This is a genomic window from Paenibacillus sp. B01 (assembly GCF_009649995.1).
In the GTDB taxonomy this organism is placed as follows: Bacteria; Bacillota; Bacilli; order Paenibacillales; family Paenibacillaceae; genus Paenibacillus_O; species Paenibacillus_O pasadenensis.
The window spans coordinates 2,741,785-2,760,996 of record NZ_CP045802.1 but is presented as its reverse complement, the minus strand read 5'-3'; the positions used below and the strand labels follow the sequence as shown (position 1 = coordinate 2,760,996).

Here is a 19,212-nt window from a genome sequence, read left to right as displayed (position 1 = left end):
CATCCTCCTCCTTCCGCGCGAGACGGGCTTAGTCTGCTCCGCCCGTGCCAAATTCATCCATCGGCGGCATGGATTCATCGGCGGCCGGAGCGGGTAATTTTCCGAAGCGCATTCCCACTCATTCCCACACAACTCGACCGCCGCCGCCGCGTCCAATGAAGGGCAGGCGACAAACGCGCCGGGAGCTTTAGCGACGCTCCTCTACATAACGCCATCATCCTATTCGAACGGGAGGAATCCACCAGATGAAATTCGCTCCGCTCGCCGCCGCGGCCGCCGTCGCGATCGGCTTGCAGGCTTTGGCGGCGCCGTCCGCCGGCGCCGCCAAATCGCTGTCCGCCATCACCCAATACCGCGTCTACCAGAACGACCGGCCCTTGCAGGAGTTCGCCAAGCAGGCGGACGCCGAAGCCTACGCCGCCCGCTATGCGTACAGCCGCGTGGAGCGCATCGCGGACCGCGCGTGGCTGTGGGACAACCTGCCCCGCTACAAGGTTTATCTGAACGGCCTGAGCCGTCCCGAATGGGAGTATGCCGGCTACGCCGCCGCGCGGGCCAAGGCGGACTCGCTGCCGTCAGCCCAGATCCGCGACCTGCAGCAGCCCGGCTGGGTGTACAGCAAGTCGCCGCGCTACCGGGTCTATCAAGGCGGCAGCACGAAGCCTGAATGGGCTTTCTCCACGCTGAAGGCAGCCAAGGCGGAGGCCGCCCGCTGGGCGAAATCCCATATCGTCGACATCGAGGCGGCGGCGTGGATCTGGGACAGCTATACCGCCGAGCAGGCCAAGCAGGCTCGCGCCGCCAAGCCCGTCTACGCGGTCGAAAACAGCGCAGGCGTTCGGCAAAGCGCCTACTCGTTCCTCAAGGACGCCGCGCTCGCCGCCGCCGAGCTGCCCGGCAGCCGGGTCGTCCACGCGGCGACCGGAGCCGTGCTGTTTTCGCGGGAAGCCTCCTACGAGGTGCGGCAAGGCGGCAAGCCGGTCGCCCGCTACTTCGCGCTGCAAAGCGCGCTGGCCAAAGCCAAGACGCTCGCCGGCTCGCAGATCATGCAGGGCGGGCTCATCTGGTGGACGAACGAGCCCTATCTGACGGTGATGCAGGGAGACAAGCCGCTGCGCAGCTTCCATACGCGCCAAAGCGCCCTCTCCTACGCGCTCGGCTACGCCCGCAGCCGCATCGTCACCGCCGACAGCCGCGTGCTCTGGAGCCAGCCGCAGTCGCTGCAGGTGCTCGGCTGGAGCGGCACCTCCGACGAAGCCAGCATCGTCGCGCAGCTCGCCGGCACGCAAGGCGTCGACATCTCGTCGCCGTCGTGGTACGAGCTTGCGGACGCCTCCGGCACGCTCAAGGACGACTCGCTGCCCGAGCTCGCCGCGGCGCTCAAGCAGCGCGGGCTCAGCGTGCAGCCGCTCGTCCACAACGGCTTCGATCCGAAGCGGACGAGCGCGTTCCTGGCCGACGGGAAAGCCCGCGCCGCGTTCGTATCGAAGCTGACCGCCAGCCTGAAGAAGCTCGGCGCAGACGGCCTCAACCTCGACTTCGAGAGCGTCGCGGGCAAGGACCGCGCGCTCTACAGCCTGTTCGTCGGCGAGCTCGGAGCCGCCCTGCGCAAGGCCGGCATGACGCTCACGGTCGATCTGCCGCGCGGCGACACCGCCTGGGACCATCTGACCGCATACGACCATCAAGCGATCGCGGAGGCGGCCGACCGGATCGTCATCATGGCGTACGACGAGCATTGGCAGGGCAGCGACGAGGCCGGACCGGTGAGCAGCCTCGGCTGGGCCGAGGGCGGCATCCAGCAGTTCCTCTCCTATGGCGTGCCGCGCTCCAAGCTGCTGCTCGGCGTTCCGTTCTACGTCCGGCTCTGGGAGCTGGACAGCTCAGGCGAGCCGCTCGGCAGCCGCGCCGTCGCGATGAAGGACGTGCCGCAGCTGATCAGCTCCAAGCCCGTCTACGCCTCGCTGGACGAAGCGGCCGGCCTCACGAAATACACCTACGCCGAGAACGGCAGCACCTATGTGTTCTGGGCCGAGACGGAGCAAAGCGTATCGAAGCGCATCGCGCTCGCGAGGAAGTACGATCTCGCGGGCATCGCCGCCTGGCGGCTCGGCTACGAGCCGGCGTCGCTCTGGACGGCCGTATTGAAGCAGAAGCAATCCTAACTTATTTTTTTTCGGAACGTGCAGCGCTGAACGCCGCAAAAAAAAGCTTGCCGATTCGCCTGAGGGCGAACGGCAAGCTTTTTTTCTTTATTTTTCGCGCGGCTGCAGCCGATCGTGGAGCGCCAGCAGCAGCGTGACCGCTTCGGCGCGCGTCAGCTTGTCGGCCGGGGCGAAGCGCGATTCCGGACGGCCTTTCATGATGCCCTGCCGCTGCATCTGCGCGGCGGCGGCGCGAGCCCATGCCGGAATCGCGGCGGCATCGACATACTCGGGAGCGGCGCTTTCACCGGCGGACGCTGACGCGGCCGCAGCCGCGCCGAGAGCGCGCTCGGCGATGACCGCCGCTTCGGCTCGGCTCACGGCGCGGCCCGGACGGAAGCTTCCGTCCTCATAGCCGTTCAGCAGCTTCGCCTGGACGCCTGCCGCGACGGATGCCGCCGCCCAAGCCGGGATGGCCGCGGCGTCCGTGAACGTCGGAGCCGCGCCTTCCCCGCTCTGGCCGAGCGCCTGATGCAGCAGCACGGCGAGCTCGGCTCGCGTCACGGCGGCGTTCGGCTTGAAGACGCCGTTCTCGTAGCCTTTTGCCCAGCCGCGCGCGACAGCCAGGGCGATCTGCTCCTCGGCCCAGTGGCCTTGGACATCGCCGAAGCGGACCGCCGCCGGCGTGGCCGACGGCGCCGGGACCGGCGACGGCGTCGCGCTAGGGCTCGGAGGCTGCGCTTCCGCCTTGACGCTCGCGGCATCCAGCAGGAGCTCGAGCTCATAGGAGGTATCGAACATATTCGGGACGAAGAAGCTCGGGCGGATCGCCAGCTTGTCCCCGGCCCGCTCGACCTCGATGCGGAACACCCGCTTGTTCGCCTTTTCGTCGGCTGCCGGCTGCTCGGCCTCGATCCATTTGTCATCCTTCTTCACCGACAGCTTCGGAATGTTGCGGTAGCTGGCCTGCAGCTCCACGAAGCTGCGGCCGTCCGCGACGACCAGCTTGGCCGGGCGTTGGAAATAATCGTACAGATGCTCGATCTGCTGGCCGGACGGCGACTTCAGCTTGTACCCGATGTCATAACGTCCTGCAGCATGCAGGTCCGCCAGCTTCGCCTCCGGCGCGGACATGGAGGCGCCGCCGATGGAGATCAGCTTTTTCGATTCGGGCTTCAGCTTGAGATCAACGTCGTAGGAGTGGAAATAGTCCATCTCCGGCCACTTCACGTCGACCCAGCCGCGGTACGTCTGATCCAGGCTCGGCACGGCGAATTGCACCGTCCTCGTATTGGCGGCCGCGTCCGTCGAGACGACGGCCGGCTCCATCAGCCCCGATCCGGTGTCGATCTTGAAGCCCGGAATTTCCTTGCTCTGCTTCAATTGGAACGAGAAGGCCATGACGCCGCCGCGCACGGTCAGCCTGCCGGGAGTGACGACGTAATCCTGCATGACCGATAGCGATTGCGTGCCCGCCTTGTTGAACGTAAACTCGATCGAATAGACTTCTTCCGCGCCGGCGCCAGCCCCGCCTCCGCCGCCTCCGCCAGGGACGGCGGCATAGGAGGCGGTGGCGAGCTCCAGGCGGAAGACGAGCTCTTTTCCGCCCTCGGCCAGCGTCAGGCGATAATACGACTTGCGGTCCAGCTCGAAGCTTGCCCGAGAAGGTAGCTCCTCCGCCGTCCGCAGCGCGGCCGCGGCCGGAGCGGGCGCAGCCGCCTTGCCGAGAATCAGCTCCAGGCTGCCGTCCGCCTTCTCCTTCTGCAGCCGCACGACGCCGACGCCGCTGCGGAAGGACAGCACCGCGGTGTCTCTGGCATCGTCTGCGTACAGGAAGCTGCCGTCCGGATCGAACAGGTCGGCCAGCGCGCGGCTGCCGGTCTCATCCCGGATGGCTTCGCTCAGATGGATGCGGTACACCGCCGCCGATCCGAGCCGGACCGACCCCTTGAAGCGGACGATCGCCTGCTCCAGCTGCCGCGACGCCTCGGCGACGCCGTCCGGAGCGGCGCTTCCGAGCGCCTGCCGGGCCGCCTCGGCCACCTCGGCCAGGCTCGCTTTCGCCCCCGCTTCATACTGGCCCGCAGCCGTTCCTTCCACGGCGTCCTTCAGCAGGGCGTCCGCCTGACGGAGCAGCGACTCCAGCGCGCTCGTCTGCGGCGGCGCCGACCGGAGCGCGAACGAGAGGTCGACCTCGTATTCATGATCGTAGAGGAAGTCGTCCGTCACCTTCCAATAGATCTTCACCCAGCCGGGCAGCCGCTCCTTCAGCGTCTCCGCCTGGAAGCGGACGATCCGCGTATTCGCCTCCGCGTCCTCCTCCAGCCGCTCCGTCTCCTGCAGGCTCCCTTGGCGCATCGTCTTGAAGGAGACGATCTCGCGGCTCTGCTTGAGCCGGAAGGAGACGAACAGCGAGCCGCCGGACACCTCCAGCTTGCCGCTCGACAGGTCGACGTAATCGGCCATGACCGAGTTTTCATCGGTTCCTTTTTTGTAGATGCGGAAGTCGAGCGGATAAGTCCCGTCTGCTAGAGCCTCGCCGTCCTTAACGACGGAGCTGCGGAACGTCTGCACGGCCTTCTTCAGCGCCGCCAGAGCAAGCTCGCTGGCCGCCTGGCTGCCGACAGGCGCGGCCGCCTCGCGCTCCGCTTCCGCGAGCGCGGACTGCAGCGCGGCTTTGGCCGAGGCCGGGTACTGGCCTTGCGCCGAGCCGACGGCCGCGCCGGCGAGCAGCTCGGCGGCTGCCGACGCCTCCGCCGACAAGGCGCGGTTGTCGACGCCGTTGAAGTTGAGCCGGAGCTCATGGACGGCTGCGGCGTCCGCTCCGGACGGAGCGGACTTCAGCCGAGCGGCCGTCAGCCCGTCGCCGGCGATCGGGAAGCGGATCGTGCGCGTGCCGGCCGCCTCGTCCGCGGAGACGGTTTCCGCTTGCCGATACTCGCCCTCCGCGAGCACCTCGAACGTCTGCGCCGCCGCTTGTCCCTGCAAGGTGAGGACCGCCTGCCGGACGCCTCCGGCGGTGGAGAGCAGCGCCGGCTTGAGCAGGTCTCCGTCTCGAGGCGAAAAGCGGTCTGCGGCTCCGTCGGCCGCCGTGTAGTTCCAGCGGTAGGCCGCCTGCTCGCGGAATTCCGCGATCGCCGCTTCGAGCCCGGCGATGGCCGCCCGCAGCTCCGGCCGGCGCGCCGCATAGTTGGACGCGGCCGCGTCCGTGGCGCGGAGCGCTTCCTGCAGCGCCTGCGCAGCCGCTCCTTGCGGCTCCGAGGCCGCCGCGAGCAGCTGCGTCGCGCGCTCCCGCGCGCCTTTCAGCTCCTCCAGCTTGTCGGCGTTGTAGCTGATGTAGAGGGTGCGGGTCTCGCCGCCGATCTCGTACTGGATCATGCTCAGTCCGAGCCATTCTTCGTCCGCCTGCACGAAGCCGGCCGGGTTCACCTGATAGACCGGGCGGCCGGCGGCGGATTCCGCCGAGTTCAGCCCCGCCTGAGGCAGGAAAAACGTGATCGGCTCATACGGCGGATATGGATTGGCGATGCTCTGCCGCACGCCGTTGTCCGGCACGACGTTGAGCCGGATGTTGACCGAAAAATCGGCGAGCGGATGAGCGGACGAGCGCAGCACGACCGAAGTCGCCGCACCGTCGAGCTCGTTTCCGTAGATCGAAAGCTTGTCCGTCGGCTCCAGCGTATCCAGCGCATAAAGCGTAAAGCCGCGGCTCTGGATGTACTGGTTCGCCAATGCAGCCTCATAAGCCGACTCGAGCTGCTCGATGCGCTGGCGGATCTGCGCCGGAGCGGAAGCAGGGTCGGCGATCGCCGCCCTTGCCGCGGCGGCCGCATCATCGAGGAAGTCGAGATTCGAGGCGTAATACTCGCCGGGATGGATCGCGACCGACACCCCGCCGGGGTTGCCTTCGGCGTCCCCGTGCCGCTTGGCCGTCCGGAGGAACGATTCGATCGCCTGCAGGACGTTTTTCAGCTCTCCCTTGTCGGCTTCCAGGCGCTTCGACTGGAAAAAGGCGAGCGACGCCTTCAGCGACGCATGGATCTGGGCATAAGCCGCCTCGTCGCCGTCCGCCGTCAAGCCGAGCATCGCGCGCGCCGAGCCGATCGCGGCTGCGAGCGGCTCCTTGCTGCCGGGGGCGTACATGCCGTAGTTCGGCCCCTCCACCGCTCCGGCATAGACCGACTCGGCGACCGAGATCAGCTCCTTCACCTGCTCGTACGTGACGCGGACGACGCTGCCGCCTCCGTCGCCTGGCCCCGGATCGACCGGTCCGGTCTCCGGCAGCGCCAGCTTGAGCTGCACGTTGTACCAATGGTCGTAGGCGAACTCCGGCATGTTCACATGCATCAGGATATCGAGCGGCTGATCGACTTGCTCGATCGGATACCGCAATGTATAGGAGGTCCCGCCGCCGCTCGCGCCGGCTTGGACCGGAGCATACCCATCCATGCCTTCCACCCGGTCCTTCTGCGTGACCGGATCGAGCCCGATCGACGCCGCCGGCTTGCCCGGCAGACGCGTGCCCAGGTAAGGGAAATAGCCGTAGTTGCGCACGCTGACCTCGTGCTCGAAGGTCGCCGTCCCTCCGGACACGCTCAGCCGCCCTTTTTGCCTCGGCTCCTTCAAATAGTTGTTCGAGACCGATACGGAATTCTTGCCATAAGAGTAGTAATTATAGTCCACTTCGTATACGCCATCTGCAAGGCCGGCAGGCTGCGCCGCTTTCGCGGCTCCCGGCTGCACCATGGAAACGAGCATGCCGGCCGCAAGCAGCACGGCCAGGCTTCTTCTCCAGCTTCTCCATCGCATCGCCACTATTCTGCACTCCCTAATCGTTGATCGGACGCATCGGACATGGAAAACGAAGAGCGCATTCGGCGCTCTTCGCCTTTGTCCGAGCTTCCGCGGTTCGCTCAGAGCCAGTCGATCGTCAAGCTGTACGTCGAGCTATGGATGCCGGCTACCGTCGTCTGCAGCTGGACCGGAACGTTGAACGTGCTGTCGGCCAAGCCGCTGAACGTGAAGTACGTGTAGCCGCCCGAGACCGTCTTCGTCGCCGTGACTTCGTACGTTCCGTCGCCGCCCGGCGCGCCGTTCAGGTCCGCATTCAGGAAGCCGTAGCTTGCCGGAAGCGTGATGCCGCCGTACGAGCCGGAATTTTTGAGCTTGATCGTCACCGTATAATTGCCGGCGGAGCCCGTGACGACAGCCGGTCCTTCAATCGAGCCGGAGGCATGCGACGTCGTTCCGTCCGCCTTGGCGAACTGGTAGTTCTGATCGCCGGCGAACGCCGGGACCGCAAGCGCCAGAGCGAGCACCATCATCATCAGCACGGAAACCATTCTTTTTTTCATCGTTCAACACTCCTTTTTAGGGTTGGGTTGGCTTGCCTGCACTCGAGCTTCCTTCCGCTTGCTTCGTAGAGTCGCGGACTCGATTTTCGCCTCCTTTCGTCGCTTCGACCGGCGCCGTCATTATGATATTGATTATCATTATCACTGAATGGCTGCGCCGATCCGTCTCGCTTGGGCCGGCAAGGGGGCTCACGCTCCTTGCCGGACGTCCGTCCGCTTCCGCTAGAAGAAGCTGCATCAAGCATAAATTTGGAATTTATAATTTGTCAACTGTAATTATTTATTATTGGAATTAATTCGTTTTACTTCTTTTTATCCATGACAAATAATCGAAATCAACCCTTTGATTTCATCGTTTCAATCAATTGGATATGATTCATTTTCGTTTCCGAACAAAAATACAGCCTTGCTTTCACTCCATAAACATCGGCAATAAGCTCCGGCGTCAGCACGAGCTCGGGCCGGCCGCGGACAGCGACGGCGCCGGCCTTCATGACGATAAGCTCGTCGCTGTAGCGGAGCGCTTGATTCATGTCATGGAGCACCATGACGATCGTCAAATTTTGCTCGCGGTTCAGCGCCTGCACGAGCTCCATCAGCTCGAGCTGATGGAACGGGTCCAGGAAGGTCGTCGGCTCGTCCAGAAAAAGAATGCCGGTGCGCTGGGCAAGCGCCATCCCGATCCACGCCCGCTGCTTCTCCCCGCCGGAGAGGCGCGCCAATGGCTCGGAGCGCTTGTCCAGCAGGCCGGTCACGGCGAGCGCCCAGTCGACGCATGCCTCGTCCTCCCGGGCATGCGGCTTGAGCAGGCTGCGATGAGGCTGCCGGCCGAACGCGACCAGCCGCTCGACCGTCATGTCCTCCGGCGCGGAATTCTGCTGGTGGACGACCGCGAGCTTGCGCGCGAGCTCCTTCGGCTTGAAGTCCGCGATCTCCTTCCCGTCGATCCGGGCTGACCCTTCATAGGGCAAATAATTTCGGGACAGCACGCCCAGCAGCGTCGATTTGCCGCTGCCGTTCGGACCGATGATCGTCGTAATCCGCCCCTTCGGAATCTGGAAGGTCAGCTTGTCCAGCAGCGGCGCGTCGGAACGGTGCGAAAAGCTCAGCCGCTCAATGTCCATGGACGCCCTCCTTCCTTCGGATGAGGAAGATCAGGAACGGTCCGCCGATGACGGCCAGCAGCAGCGAGGCCGGAATTTCGGCCGGAGCGAGCGCCGTCCTGCCCAGCGTATCGGCCGCCAGGATCAGCAGCGCCCCCGCCAGCGCGGAGAAGGGCACGAGCTTCCGATAGTCCGAACCGACGAGGATGCGCGCGATATGCGGCACGAGCAAGCCGACAAAGGCGATCAGTCCGCCGATCGCCGTCGCCACGGCGGCCAGCAGCACCGCTGCGGCCGAGACGAGCCACCGCGCGCGCGCGACCCGCAGCCCCAGATTCCGGGCCGACTTGTCCGGCAGCGACAGCAGGTTGCACCATCCGGCGGCGAGCCACGCCAAGGCGAGGCCGACGCCTCCGTATCCGGCTATGACCGCGACATCGTCCCATGTCTTCATCGTCAAGGTCGATGCGGCCGCCGGATTCGCCGTCGCAACCGCAAGGCTGCCCCGATAGTGGAGCGCCTGGCCCAGCCCGCTGAAGGTGGCGTTGACGGCGATGCCCACGAGGATCATGCGGATCGGATCGAGGCCGGACTTCCAGGAAAGCGTATAGACGAGCACGAACGCGAGCGCTCCGCCGAGGCAAGCCAGCGCCGGCATCCAGAAAAACAGTCCCGGAAACAGCGAGACGGTCAGGATGGAGACGAAGCCGGCTCCGGAGGAGATGCCGATGACGCCGGCATCGGCGAGCGGGCTGCGCAGCACGGCCTGCAGGAGCGCGCCGGATGCCGAGAGCGCCGCTCCGACCAGCATCGCCGTAAGGATGCGGGGCAGGCGCAAGTCGCGGATGACCTCGACCTGCTTGTTCCCGCCATGGATCAGGCCCTGGACGAGCTCGCCGAAGCCGACGCTGATGCTGCCCGTCCGCAGCGAATAGATGGCGGTCGCGGCCAGCAGCAGCGCCGCGGCCGCGAACGACAGGACCGTCCGGCTCACGGCTTCTCCTCCAGCTCCGGATAAAGCTTGCGAACCGTATAATCCAACGCCGCGTCGGCCTCGATCGTGCCCGTCGTCGGGAACAGCGGCTCCGGCAAATCGTAGACCCGGCCTTGCTGGACCGCCGAGAAATGCTTCCAGATGTCATTGCGCTTGAACTCCCGGTCGAACATGGCCACGACCTCGTCCGGCATGCCGTGCGCCGCCCGCAGGATGACGTCGGGATCCGCCTGCTGCAGATGCTCCGTATTGGATGCCAAGTACTCCACGTCTTCCCCCTGGACGATATTTTTGCCGCCGGCCAGCCGCACGAGGTCCCCGATATACGACTTTTCCGTGGCGACCAGATAGCTGCCCGGCACGCCGAGCAGAATCAGCACGGTCGGAGCCTTCCGGCCGCTCGTCTTCTGCCGGATCTCCTCGATCTTGGCGTCGAACTTGCCGATCAGCGCCTGCGCCTTCTTCTCGGCGCCGTACTTTTCCCCGAGAAGACGGATTTCCCGGCTCATGCTCTCCACGCTCGTGAAGTCCAGGAAGGTCGCGCGGATCCCGGCCTTGTCGAACATCGGAGCCAGGTCGTATTGAAGCGTCGTCACCGACAGCACCTCGGTCGGCTCCAGCGATTTCACGATCTCCATGCTCGGCGTCATCGGATTGCCGACCTCCGTCACGCCGCGATAACGCTCCGGCAGCGGCTTGGAGCTCGTCGGGATGCCGACGAGCTCGAGGCCGATCGCATCGGCGAGCTGCGTGGCGGCGACCGTCGTGGAAATAAGGCGATACGGCTCCGCAGTCGGAGCCGTCGGAGCCGTCGGAGCGGCCGAGGCGGACGGGTCAGCCTGCGCCGGGGAGCCCGGCGAAGCCGAAGGCGCTCCTGGCGCGGAAGCGCCCGTGCCGCCGCTGCAGCCGGCCGCCAGCGAGCCTGCCGCCAGCAAGCCGGCGAGCAGCAGCATCGGCAGAGGACGCTTCCTCCAAGTGGTGCGAGATTCGTTCATGAATGCGATTCCGCCCTTTCTAGCTTCCGCGCTGCAGGCGGGATTTCAGCCCGAGCATCAGCGTGGCCGCTTCCGCCCGGGTCGCCGTCGCGGACGGGACGAACCGGCTGCCGTCGCGGCCGTTCATGAGCCCTTCCCGCCGGACAGCGGCTACGCTGGGCTGCGCCCATGCCGGTATCGTATCCGCATCGGAAAACACGGGCTTGTCGCCCGGCTCGACCTTGAGCGACAGCGCGCGCGCCAGGACGACGGCAAGCTCCGCTCTTGTGATCGGCCGATTCGGCCGGAAGCTCCCGTCGGCGTATCCGCCGAGCGCCTTGGCCGCGACGGCCGCCTGCACGGAGGAGGCCATCCAGGACGGGATCGACGCTTCATCGGCGAAGCGTGCCTTCGTTGCAGGAGCGGCATAACCGGCGGCCCGGCTGAGCAGCACCGCGAATTCGCCTCGGCGCACCGCTTCGTTCGGACGGAACGTTCCGTCCGCGTATCCGCTCGCCAAGCCGAGCTTCACCGCCTGGGCGACAGCAGCCTCCGCCCAGTGCCCGTTCAGGTCGGCAAACGCGGCCGCCGAGCCGGAAGCCGCTCCGGCTCCGGCCGGATCCGTCCCGCCGGTCCCGGCTTGCGCTGCGGAAGAACCTGCCGTCGGCGCGAGCGGCTTCAGAGAAGCCGGATCAAGCTCGAGCTCGACGTCGTATTCGTGATCGTAGAGGAAGGTCGGATTGACCTGCCAATATATTTTCACCCAAGCTTTCCAGCGGCCGTCGATCCGGTCGACCGGGAACGAGACGACGCGCGTATTGGCGGCCTTGTCCTCCCCTGCGGCGGCGGCCTCGGCGAGCCCGCTCCCGCTGTCCACTTGGAACGACTTGATTTCCCGGCCTTGCTTGAGCGTCAGCTCGAACATGCCGGCGCCGCCGCGCACGAGCAGGCGCCCCGGCGTCACGACATATTGCTGCATGACGGAGTCCTGATCGGTGCCGAACCTCAGCATTCGAAAATCGAGGGCGTAGTCGCCGTCGGCCGGAAGCGGCGCGGCGGCTTCAGCCGACGCGGCTGCGGCCAGTCCGGCCGCAGCGGCCGGCGAAGGCGCGGCCGCCAGCAGCAGCGCGGCCGCCAGCAGCAGCAGCGAAGCGTTGCGGACGGAGCGGGAGATGCGGCTCATCGTCATCGCCCTCCCCTCACTTCGCCTTGGAGCCGAGCGCTTTTGCCGCTTCGGCTGCCGTGCCGGTCTTTTTGATCGTATCCGCATCAAAGACGAACCGGATCGTATAGTCGTGATCGTACTCGATGTCCGGCACCGTCACATGGATTTTCGACACCAGCGGCTTCTGGATGCCGTCCATCCGGAACTGGACGACTCTCGTATTCTTCTTCGCGTCCTTCTGCAGCACGGTCGCGGCAGGAAACTTGTCTCCGCGCGCCGTCTTGAACTCCGTGATCCATTCGCTGTGGTTCAGCTGGATCTTGCCGATGACGACGCCTTTGCTGACGATGATCGTCGCCGGCTTCTCGAAGTAGTCGTTCGCCATCGACACCGACTCGTTCTCCGCCTTGCGGATTTCGTACGACAGCTTGTAGATGCCGTCCGCGAGCTTGCCCGCAGCGGCCGCCTCGGCTTGAAACGGTGCTGCTGCCGGCGCCAGCAGCGCGATCGCGGCGAGCGCCGCGCCGATCGTTCTTCGCATCATGGATTGTCCTCCCGTGTGGTATGAAGCATGGTCCCCGCTTTCCCGTTCCTCGTCCGTATCGTAGGACATCGCCCCGAAAACTGTACATGGATTCCAATTTTTTTTGACATTTCCAATTCGTCCATTGACAATGATAACCATTCTCACTTATCATAAGCCGACTCCCCTCTTTCCCGCTCCCGGGCCGCCGCTCTCCAAGCTGCTCGTGGAAGCTGCCCACACCATAAGGAGGTTGATTCCCCTGTTCATCGTGACCAATACGTCCCGCATCCGCAAAGGCGAAGCCGGCAAGCTCGCCGACCGGTTCGACAAGATCGGCAAAGTGGAGTTCATGCCAGGCTTCCTCGGCCTGGAAGTATGGCAAAGCGAGAAGTCCGCCGAGCATGACCTCATCAATGTCGTCACGCGCTGGGAGCGCATGGAGGATTTCCACGCGTGGACCCGCAGCGACGCCTTCCGCGAATCGCATTCCGGCCGCCAGGTGCCGGACTATATTCTGGACAATACGATCACGCAGTACGAGGTGAAGGTCGTCCGCGAGCCGCGTTCGGCCGCTGCCGAGCGTGATGCGGACTCCGCCTGAAGGGGCTCCGCAGCCGCTCGGGAGCGGTCTCGACACCGTCTCCGAGCCCCTTTCCGTGCTGCGATACGCAAAAAAGCTTGCCTGCCGGCAATTGCCGGCGGGCAAGCTTTTTGCGCGCTCTTGGCGCGGATGATGCGATAGAGACGGCGGTCAGAACGCGACGCCGATGCCTCCGCGGCCCGCGTACGTGCCCATGACCGGTCCCATGCAGGACAGATGGACCGCCCGGAACGGATGCTTCGCCAGGATGCGCTCCTTGACGTCGAGCGCCAGCTGCTCGCTGCCGCTATGGACGATGGCGATCTCCGAGTTCTCGTAGTCATGCTCCTTCTCGTCGAGCTTGGCGAGCAGGCTGCCGACGGCCTTGCGGAAGCCGCGCGTCTTCTCGACGACTTCCACCTTGCCCTCGCCGCTGATGCGCAGCAGCAGCTTGATGTTCAGCACGGAGGCGACGCCCCCGGACAGCCGGCTCAGCCGTCCGCCCTTGATGACGTTTTCAAGCGACTCCAGCGTAAAGTAGGCGCTCGTCTGCTCGATGATCCGCTCCGTCCGCTCCTTGAGCTCGGGCAGTCCGCAGCCGCCCTCGGCATAAGCGGCCGCCATCGCCACGATGCGGGACAGCCCGCCGGAGAAGCTGCGCGTATCGATCACCTCGATGCCGCGTTCGAAGCCTTCATCGAGCAGCATGTCCTTCGCGATGAGCGCGGACTGATAGGTGCTGCTTATATTGGACGACATGCAGAGGACGAGCAGGTCGCTGGCCGGATCGGCGTTGCGGAACGCTTCCAGAAAGACGGCCGGGCTCGGGCTGGCCGTCGTCGGCAGCTCGCTGAACGACTCCATCTTGTCGTAAAACGCTTCGGCGCTTGTCCCTTCCGCCATCGGACCGTCCGGAAACGTCACGGTCAGCGGAACGATTTCGATGCCATAGCGGGCTTGCAGGGGAACGGGCAAATCAGAACCGCTGTCTGTTATGATCTTGATCGGCATAGGTGGGCTCCTTTCGTTCAGGAGACATTATACCGGATCGGCTCCCTTCCCAGTAGTCACAAATATAACTTGTCAAACCCGCTTCTTTATGCTACGAGAAGCGATTCAGCCGTCCAGCTCCGCGCCTCTCACCTTGGCGAACACCATCGTATCGCGCCGGCTGCCGTCAGGCGACAGGTCGTTTCCGCGCAGCACGCCCTCGAGCGTGAAGCCGCAGCGGCGGGCGACCGCGGCGCTGCGCTCGTTGCGGGCGTCGCACCGGATCTCGATCCGATGCGCGCCGAGCCGGCCGGCGGCGAAGGCGGTGATCGCATCGACGGCCTCCGTCACATACCCTTTGCCTTCCTCGCCCGTGCGCACCCAATAGCCGAGCTCGAAGCATCTCGCCTTCCAGTCGATCCGGTGCAGGCCGCTGCAGCCGATCAGCCGCCCGCTCGCGCGGTCCAGCAGCAGCAGCCGCATGTCCTCGCGCTGCCGATAGGCGATGTCCGCCCGCCGCGCGTCCAGCTCCGACTCCTCGGATGTCGGGGCCTGCTGCGCCCACGGCATCCAGACCTTGAGCCGCTCCAGGCTTTCCTTCACCGCTTCGTTGATGGCCGCCCCGTCGCCGCTGCGCGGCGCGCGGATGAGCAGCCGGCCGCTTTCGAACGGCTCGTCGATGTCGAGCAGCATCGGCTCCATCGTACCGCCTCCTCTTTCCAAGTGGGAATATGCTCCATCTTACTTGAAGGGCGGCTTCCTGGCTAGAGGCCGCCAGACGCGAAAAAACCGCCGCCCCGCTCACCAGGAGCGGATGACGGCGGCGCTTTCTTCCGAAGGGTAGTAGCGCTTGTCCGGACTGGCCTCGCCGATGGCGAACACCGAGTAGCCGAGAAACGACTCGCGCCCGCGGAACGCGTCCCGGTACGCCTCGAACAGCCGGGCCTGCAGCTTGGCGTCCGGCGCATCGGACGGCGCGGAATTCCACGGCTCGCTCGCCGCGCCCTCGCGTGCGGGAAAGCCGAGCTCGCCGAAGAAATACGGCTTGCCCCATCGCTGCGCCAGCTCCTCCAGCTCGGCGGGCACGTCCTGGCCGCGCCCGTGGCGCTCCGCATGCCTCAAAGCCGCCTTGAGCTCGGCCGACGACGGCGACATCTTGTCGGTCAGCTCGAAGTATGCCGCCACCGAGATGAAGTCGACCTCCGCCCACAGCGGGTTGTCCCGCTTGGCGCGGAATGCCGCGAGGCTGGCCTCGTCCCAATCCGCCGTGTACCACCAGTTCGTCTTGTAGGTGACGAGCCCGCCGTACTGCGCCTTCAGCTCCTTCAGCAGCCGGATCCAGTCGCCGCTGCGGCTTTCCAGATGGACGAGATTGGACGCCGCCACGACCGCCTCGACCTGCAGCGGAGCGGCCAGCTCGCGCACGAGCGGCTGCAGCACGTCCTCCTGCCAGTGGCGGAAAAAGGCTTCGGGCTCCGACGGATTCCATGCCGTCTCGGCGACGCTGCCGTCCGCGATCCACGGATACGGCTCCAGCAGCACGCGGATGCCTCGCGCATGCAGCATCGGGATGATCCGGCGCGCCTTGTCCAGGCTTGCCTCGTCCAGCTCGAAGCGGCTCGCCCGCGAATCGGCGACGTTCACCGCGACCGGCACGTTGACGGCGTTCAGCTCGAGCCGCCTCGCATCGTCCAGCGCCGTCTCGATGACGTAGTCCGTCGACAGGCTGCCGGAGCGGATGCCGCCCTCGAGCAGCGGCCTCATGCCGTCATCGTTGCCGGCGGCAAGCCACCAGGCCGCCGCGCCGATGAGCAGCGTCCCCGCCGCGCCGAGCGCGAGGACGCCGCGGCTGAAGCTCCTGCGCGCCATCCTCATCCCTCCTCGATCAGCTTCGGTTTTTGCGGTATTTGCGCCAGATCAGGATGATGCCGAGCAGCAGCAGCAGCAGGATCGTGCCGAACAGGATCGCGAACAGCCTCGCTTCTCCCGAGCTCAGGCTGACCCGCTCCGCTACGCCCGGACTGCCTTCATCGGCGAAATAATGGTTCAGCGCCTTCTCCCAGCGGTCGACCAGCGTCGCGTTGCCGACGAGCTCGCTGCCGTAGGAACGCATCGACAAATAGTTCTCCGCCTGCTGCAGGCTCTCCTCCTCGGGCGCCGTCACGGCGAGCAGCGAGCCGCCGCCCTCCGCGGCGGGGAGCAGCTGGATCGAGGCGAGCCGCGCCGCGAAGTCCGGCAGCAGCCGGCGCTTCTCGTTGCCGACGAAGCGGGCGAGGCCGCTGTCGTACGGGAACCATAGCCGCTGGGCCGCCGAGCGGATGAGCTCGCTTTGCTGCGGCGTGCCGACGGCAATCAGCTGCAGCCCTTTGAGGCTGTCCGACTGCCACGGAGCATCGGCACGCGCCTGCAGCGAGCCGCTGTTGTCGGTCAGGTAGGATCCGAGCCGGGCGGCGATGCGGGCCTCGCGGCTCAGGTCGGTCCAGCCGCCGCCCGGGAGGACAAAGGCGGCGGCATTCCAGCGGCCGTTCTTGATGAACGGCCACGGATAATGCTCCAGCAGCAGCGCGCGCTCGTCCTCGGCCGGCAGGCTGACCGTCGACTCCGGCGCGATGTACGCCCACGGCGTCTGCTCGCCGGGACGGATGCAGTCGTAGCCGGTCATCTGCAGGTCGAACGCCACGCTCATCGCCAGATAGCCCGACTGGGCCGCGCCGCTCGGAATCGGCACCTCCCAGACGTCGCCGTCGGCCGACTCGGCGTCCAGCTTCTTGCTGCCGGCCGGGATGCCGTTGACGTAAAGCGTCGCGAGCGACTGGTCGAAATTCAGGTTTTTCGCGTATTTGAGCTCGAAGCGGGCTTTCGCTCCCGGCAGCACGAGCTTGTTGGACGGCAGCTTCACGTCGAAGTCGGCCTGCTGGCGGAACGGTCCTTGCGCCTGAAGCCCTTGCGGATAGCCGAGCTCCTCGAACGTCCAGCGATCGCGGGAGGCGTCGGCGGCCGGCCGGTTCACATTCGTCCCGCGCGGCAGCAGCACGGCGCTGCCGTCCAGCTGGGCGACGAGATCGGGATTTTGCAGCAGCCGGGCGGCCGTGTCGAGACCGCTCTCGTCCGCCCCGGATACGATGCCCATGAGCAGCCGTCCCGGCTGCAGCGGCGATTCCGCGCGGAACAGCAGCGTGCCCTCGGCCAGCCGTCCGAGCGCTTCGGCCGGAGCCGCCGCCTTGAGCGCCTCCGGCATCGAGGAGGCAGGGCCGACATAGAGCAGATGGTCGCTCCGATGCTTGCCGGCGGCGACCTCGGCATAGACGCCCATATGCAGTCCCGGTAGCCCTTCCTCGACGGTCAGGCCGAGCGCGGCCGCCGTCTGCAGGCCGGCGGCGACGGCGGCGGGCGACGCTCCGTCCGGCAGCACGATCGACGTGCCTTCGCCGCGGCGCTCGCCCGCGTCCGGCACGAACGGATACGGGAACTGGCGCAGCTCGCCCGTCGCCGCCTGCTCCTCGTAGTCCGCCTGCAGGTAAGAGCCTTCGCCGACAAGCAGCCAATTCTCGTCGGAGCGGTCGTCGGCGCAGATCTCGAACCGGTCGTCCGCATGGCCGAGCGACAGCCGGATCTCGTTGACGCCCGCGGCCAGATCGGCTCCGGAGATGGCAAGATCGAGGCTGCGGCCGCCCTCGCCGATTTCGGCCAGGCGCAACGATCGCGACGGCTTGCCGTTCACCTCGACCGTCAGCGCGGAATCCGCGGCCAGACGGCTCGAGCGCAGCTCGAGATGGAGCATGCCCGAGCGCAGCTCCCAATGCTTGCCGAGGGTGAAATACGTCGATTGAGCGGAGTAATAGCCTTGGAGCTTCACATCCTTGCCGTATGGAAGACGGATCCGGCTCGAGCCGTCCGGCGCCTGCATGACGGCCGGCGACAGGCTCCTCCCGGGCGCCGGAGAGCTCTCCGGCGCCGCCGATGCGGCTGGCGCGACCGATGCGGACGGGTCCGCCGGCTGCGCCGACGCGGACGGCGCGGGAGACGGCGCTGCCGCGTCTACGGCGGCCGCGAGCGGCGAGGTCAGGATCGAAAGCAGGACTGCTGCGGCCACGATCGTTTTTTTCATGGACATTCTCCTTAGAACCGTTCCGTCTTGTACCATCGGGCTTCCCGCCGCAGGATGGCATCGCGGATGAATTGGTAGACTCCCTGCAGGGCGACGACGAGCCACAGCTGGCAATACGTGAAGTACATGATCGCGACGAGCGCGATGTTGCGCGGGCGGCTCTGCCCCTTTTCCATGCTGAGGGCAAGCCCCATCTCCAGCACGAACACGAGGAACGCCATCAGCCAGAGCAGCAGCGTGTTGCCGACGATGTTGTACTCGATCAGGCCGAGGATGCCGAGCACGAAGATCGCGTCGGACAGCAGCGCCGAGCTGAGGAACAGGAAATAGACCGAGCAGAAATAGATCAGGTCGAAGCGGATCCGCTTCGACTCCGGAGAGAACAGCAGCGGAATGTTCTTGAGCAGGACATAGATGTTGCCCTTCACCCAGCGGCTGCGCTGCTTCATCCAGACCGGCACCGTTTCCGGCTCCTGCTCCCAGGTGACGGAGAGCGGCATGTACTGGATCCGGTAGCCGAGGCGGTAGATGCGAAAGCTGATCTCCGTATCCTCGGCGATCGCCTTCGTATCCCAGCCGCCCATCTGCTCGATGATGCTGCGGCGGACGACGAAGTTGGTGCCGGGTATCGTGCACAGGCCGAACAGCTCCCAGCGTCCCGCCTGCACCATCCACTGGAAGCCGAGCGTCTCGATGTTGATGAAGCGGGTCAGCCAGTTTTTGCTGCCGTTGCGCGTGCGGAACTTGCCGATGACCGCTCCGAGCCGGTCGTTCCGCCAAAGCGTGTGGATGAGGATGCGAAGCGCCGAGCGCTCCGGCGTATTGTCGGCGTCGTAGACGGCCAGCACCTCGCCGGTGCTGACGGCGTAGCCGTTGTTGAGCGCGCCGGACTTTCCTTTGCCGCCCGTCTCCGGACCGGTCGTCAGGATGCGCAGATTCACGTCGGGACGGCTGCGCTGCAGCTCCGCGAGGATCGCTCCTGTGCCGTCGCTGGAATTGTCGTTGATGACGATGATCTCCAGCTTGTCCTTCGGGTAGTCGAGCTCCATGAGCGCGCCGACCGTCTGGCCGATCACCTTTTCCTCGTTATGGGCCGGGATGAGCACCGAAACGGTCGGATAGTCGTCCAGCGGCTCGTCCACGCGCATCTGCAGCGTTTTCAGGTAGTAGCGGTATCCGCCTGCCGTGAGCACGATATTGATGAGAAGCATGATCCAGATGCAGACCATGCAATACAGAAAGAGGTAATCGATCCAGCCCAGCTGCTCCATGGC

Annotated in this window: 14 protein-coding genes; 2 read left to right on the top strand and 12 right to left on the bottom strand. The window is 65.8% G+C overall.

Annotation, left to right across the window (positions count from 1 at the left end; translation table 11 throughout):
• The first annotated feature begins 245 nt into the window (after nucleotides 1-245).
• The gene (locus GE073_RS11930; RefSeq protein ID WP_101809094.1) at nucleotides 246-2,165 is read left to right on the top strand and encodes a glycosyl hydrolase family 18 protein; all 1,920 of its coding nucleotides are present in this window, start codon (nucleotides 246-248) and stop codon (nucleotides 2,163-2,165) included.
• 87 nt (nucleotides 2,166-2,252) lie between these two features.
• On the opposite strand, the gene GE073_RS11925 is transcribed toward GE073_RS11930, so the two are convergent.
• The 7 genes from GE073_RS11925 to GE073_RS11895 all read right to left on the bottom strand — a co-directional run bounded on the left by GE073_RS11925 (nucleotide 2,253) and on the right by GE073_RS11895 (nucleotide 12,278).
• Nucleotides 2,253-6,953 (bottom strand): NEAT domain-containing protein, encoded by a 4,701-nt coding sequence (locus tag GE073_RS11925; RefSeq protein WP_228551854.1) that lies wholly within the window; start codon nucleotides 6,951-6,953, stop codon nucleotides 2,253-2,255.
• Nucleotides 6,954-7,057: 104 nt separating this feature from the next.
• On the bottom strand, nucleotides 7,058-7,498 hold the full coding sequence (locus tag GE073_RS11920) for a hypothetical protein (RefSeq protein WP_153783522.1): 441 nt from the start codon (nucleotides 7,496-7,498) through the stop codon (nucleotides 7,058-7,060).
• A gap of 335 nt (nucleotides 7,499-7,833) precedes the next feature.
• Complete coding sequence (locus GE073_RS11915; RefSeq protein WP_153783521.1) at nucleotides 7,834-8,622, bottom strand: ABC transporter ATP-binding protein; 789 nt, start codon at nucleotides 8,620-8,622, stop codon at nucleotides 7,834-7,836.
• Entirely contained in the window at nucleotides 8,612-9,595 is a 984-nt protein-coding gene (locus tag GE073_RS11910) for a FecCD family ABC transporter permease (protein WP_153783520.1), read from the bottom strand. Before GE073_RS11910 ends, GE073_RS11915 begins: the two co-directional genes overlap by 11 nt.
• Nucleotides 9,592-10,548 (bottom strand): heme ABC transporter substrate-binding protein IsdE, encoded by a 957-nt coding sequence (isdE, locus tag GE073_RS11905; RefSeq protein ID WP_153784718.1) that lies wholly within the window; start codon nucleotides 10,546-10,548, stop codon nucleotides 9,592-9,594. The genes GE073_RS11910 and isdE overlap by 4 nt, the downstream gene beginning before the upstream one ends.
• A gap of 61 nt (nucleotides 10,549-10,609) precedes the next feature.
• Entirely contained in the window at nucleotides 10,610-11,752 is a 1,143-nt protein-coding gene (locus tag GE073_RS11900) for an S-layer homology domain-containing protein (protein WP_194843351.1), read from the bottom strand.
• A 16-nt stretch (nucleotides 11,753-11,768) separates the two neighbouring features.
• Nucleotides 11,769-12,278: an NEAT domain-containing protein gene (locus tag GE073_RS11895; protein WP_194843350.1), complete on the bottom strand. Its 510-nt coding sequence runs from the start codon at nucleotides 12,276-12,278 to the stop codon at nucleotides 11,769-11,771.
• A 232-nt stretch (nucleotides 12,279-12,510) separates the two neighbouring features.
• Between GE073_RS11895 and isdG the strand changes: the two genes are divergently transcribed.
• On the top strand, nucleotides 12,511-12,861 hold the full coding sequence (gene isdG, locus GE073_RS11890; protein WP_323744199.1) for a heme oxygenase: 351 nt from the start codon (nucleotides 12,511-12,513) through the stop codon (nucleotides 12,859-12,861).
• A gap of 150 nt (nucleotides 12,862-13,011) precedes the next feature.
• On the opposite strand, the gene GE073_RS11885 is transcribed toward isdG, so the two are convergent.
• The 5 genes from GE073_RS11885 to GE073_RS11865 form a co-directional block, all read right to left on the bottom strand.
• Nucleotides 13,012-13,851: a DegV family protein gene (locus tag GE073_RS11885; RefSeq protein WP_028599655.1), complete on the bottom strand. Its 840-nt coding sequence runs from the start codon at nucleotides 13,849-13,851 to the stop codon at nucleotides 13,012-13,014.
• A gap of 105 nt (nucleotides 13,852-13,956) precedes the next feature.
• Nucleotides 13,957-14,532, bottom strand: coding sequence for a GNAT family N-acetyltransferase (locus GE073_RS11880; protein ID WP_153783517.1), 576 nt, complete (start codon nucleotides 14,530-14,532; stop codon nucleotides 13,957-13,959).
• Between the two features lie 99 nt (nucleotides 14,533-14,631).
• The gene (locus GE073_RS11875; protein WP_153783516.1) at nucleotides 14,632-15,699 is read right to left on the bottom strand and encodes a glycoside hydrolase family 113; all 1,068 of its coding nucleotides are present in this window, start codon (nucleotides 15,697-15,699) and stop codon (nucleotides 14,632-14,634) included.
• 16 nt (nucleotides 15,700-15,715) lie between these two features.
• On the bottom strand, nucleotides 15,716-17,938 hold the full coding sequence (locus tag GE073_RS11870) for a cellulose biosynthesis cyclic di-GMP-binding regulatory protein BcsB (RefSeq protein WP_153783515.1): 2,223 nt from the start codon (nucleotides 17,936-17,938) through the stop codon (nucleotides 15,716-15,718).
• An 11-nt stretch (nucleotides 17,939-17,949) separates the two neighbouring features.
• Entirely contained in the window at nucleotides 17,950-19,209 is a 1,260-nt protein-coding gene (locus tag GE073_RS11865; protein ID WP_153783514.1) for a glycosyltransferase family 2 protein, read from the bottom strand.
• Nucleotides 19,210-19,212: the final 3 nt, after the last annotated feature.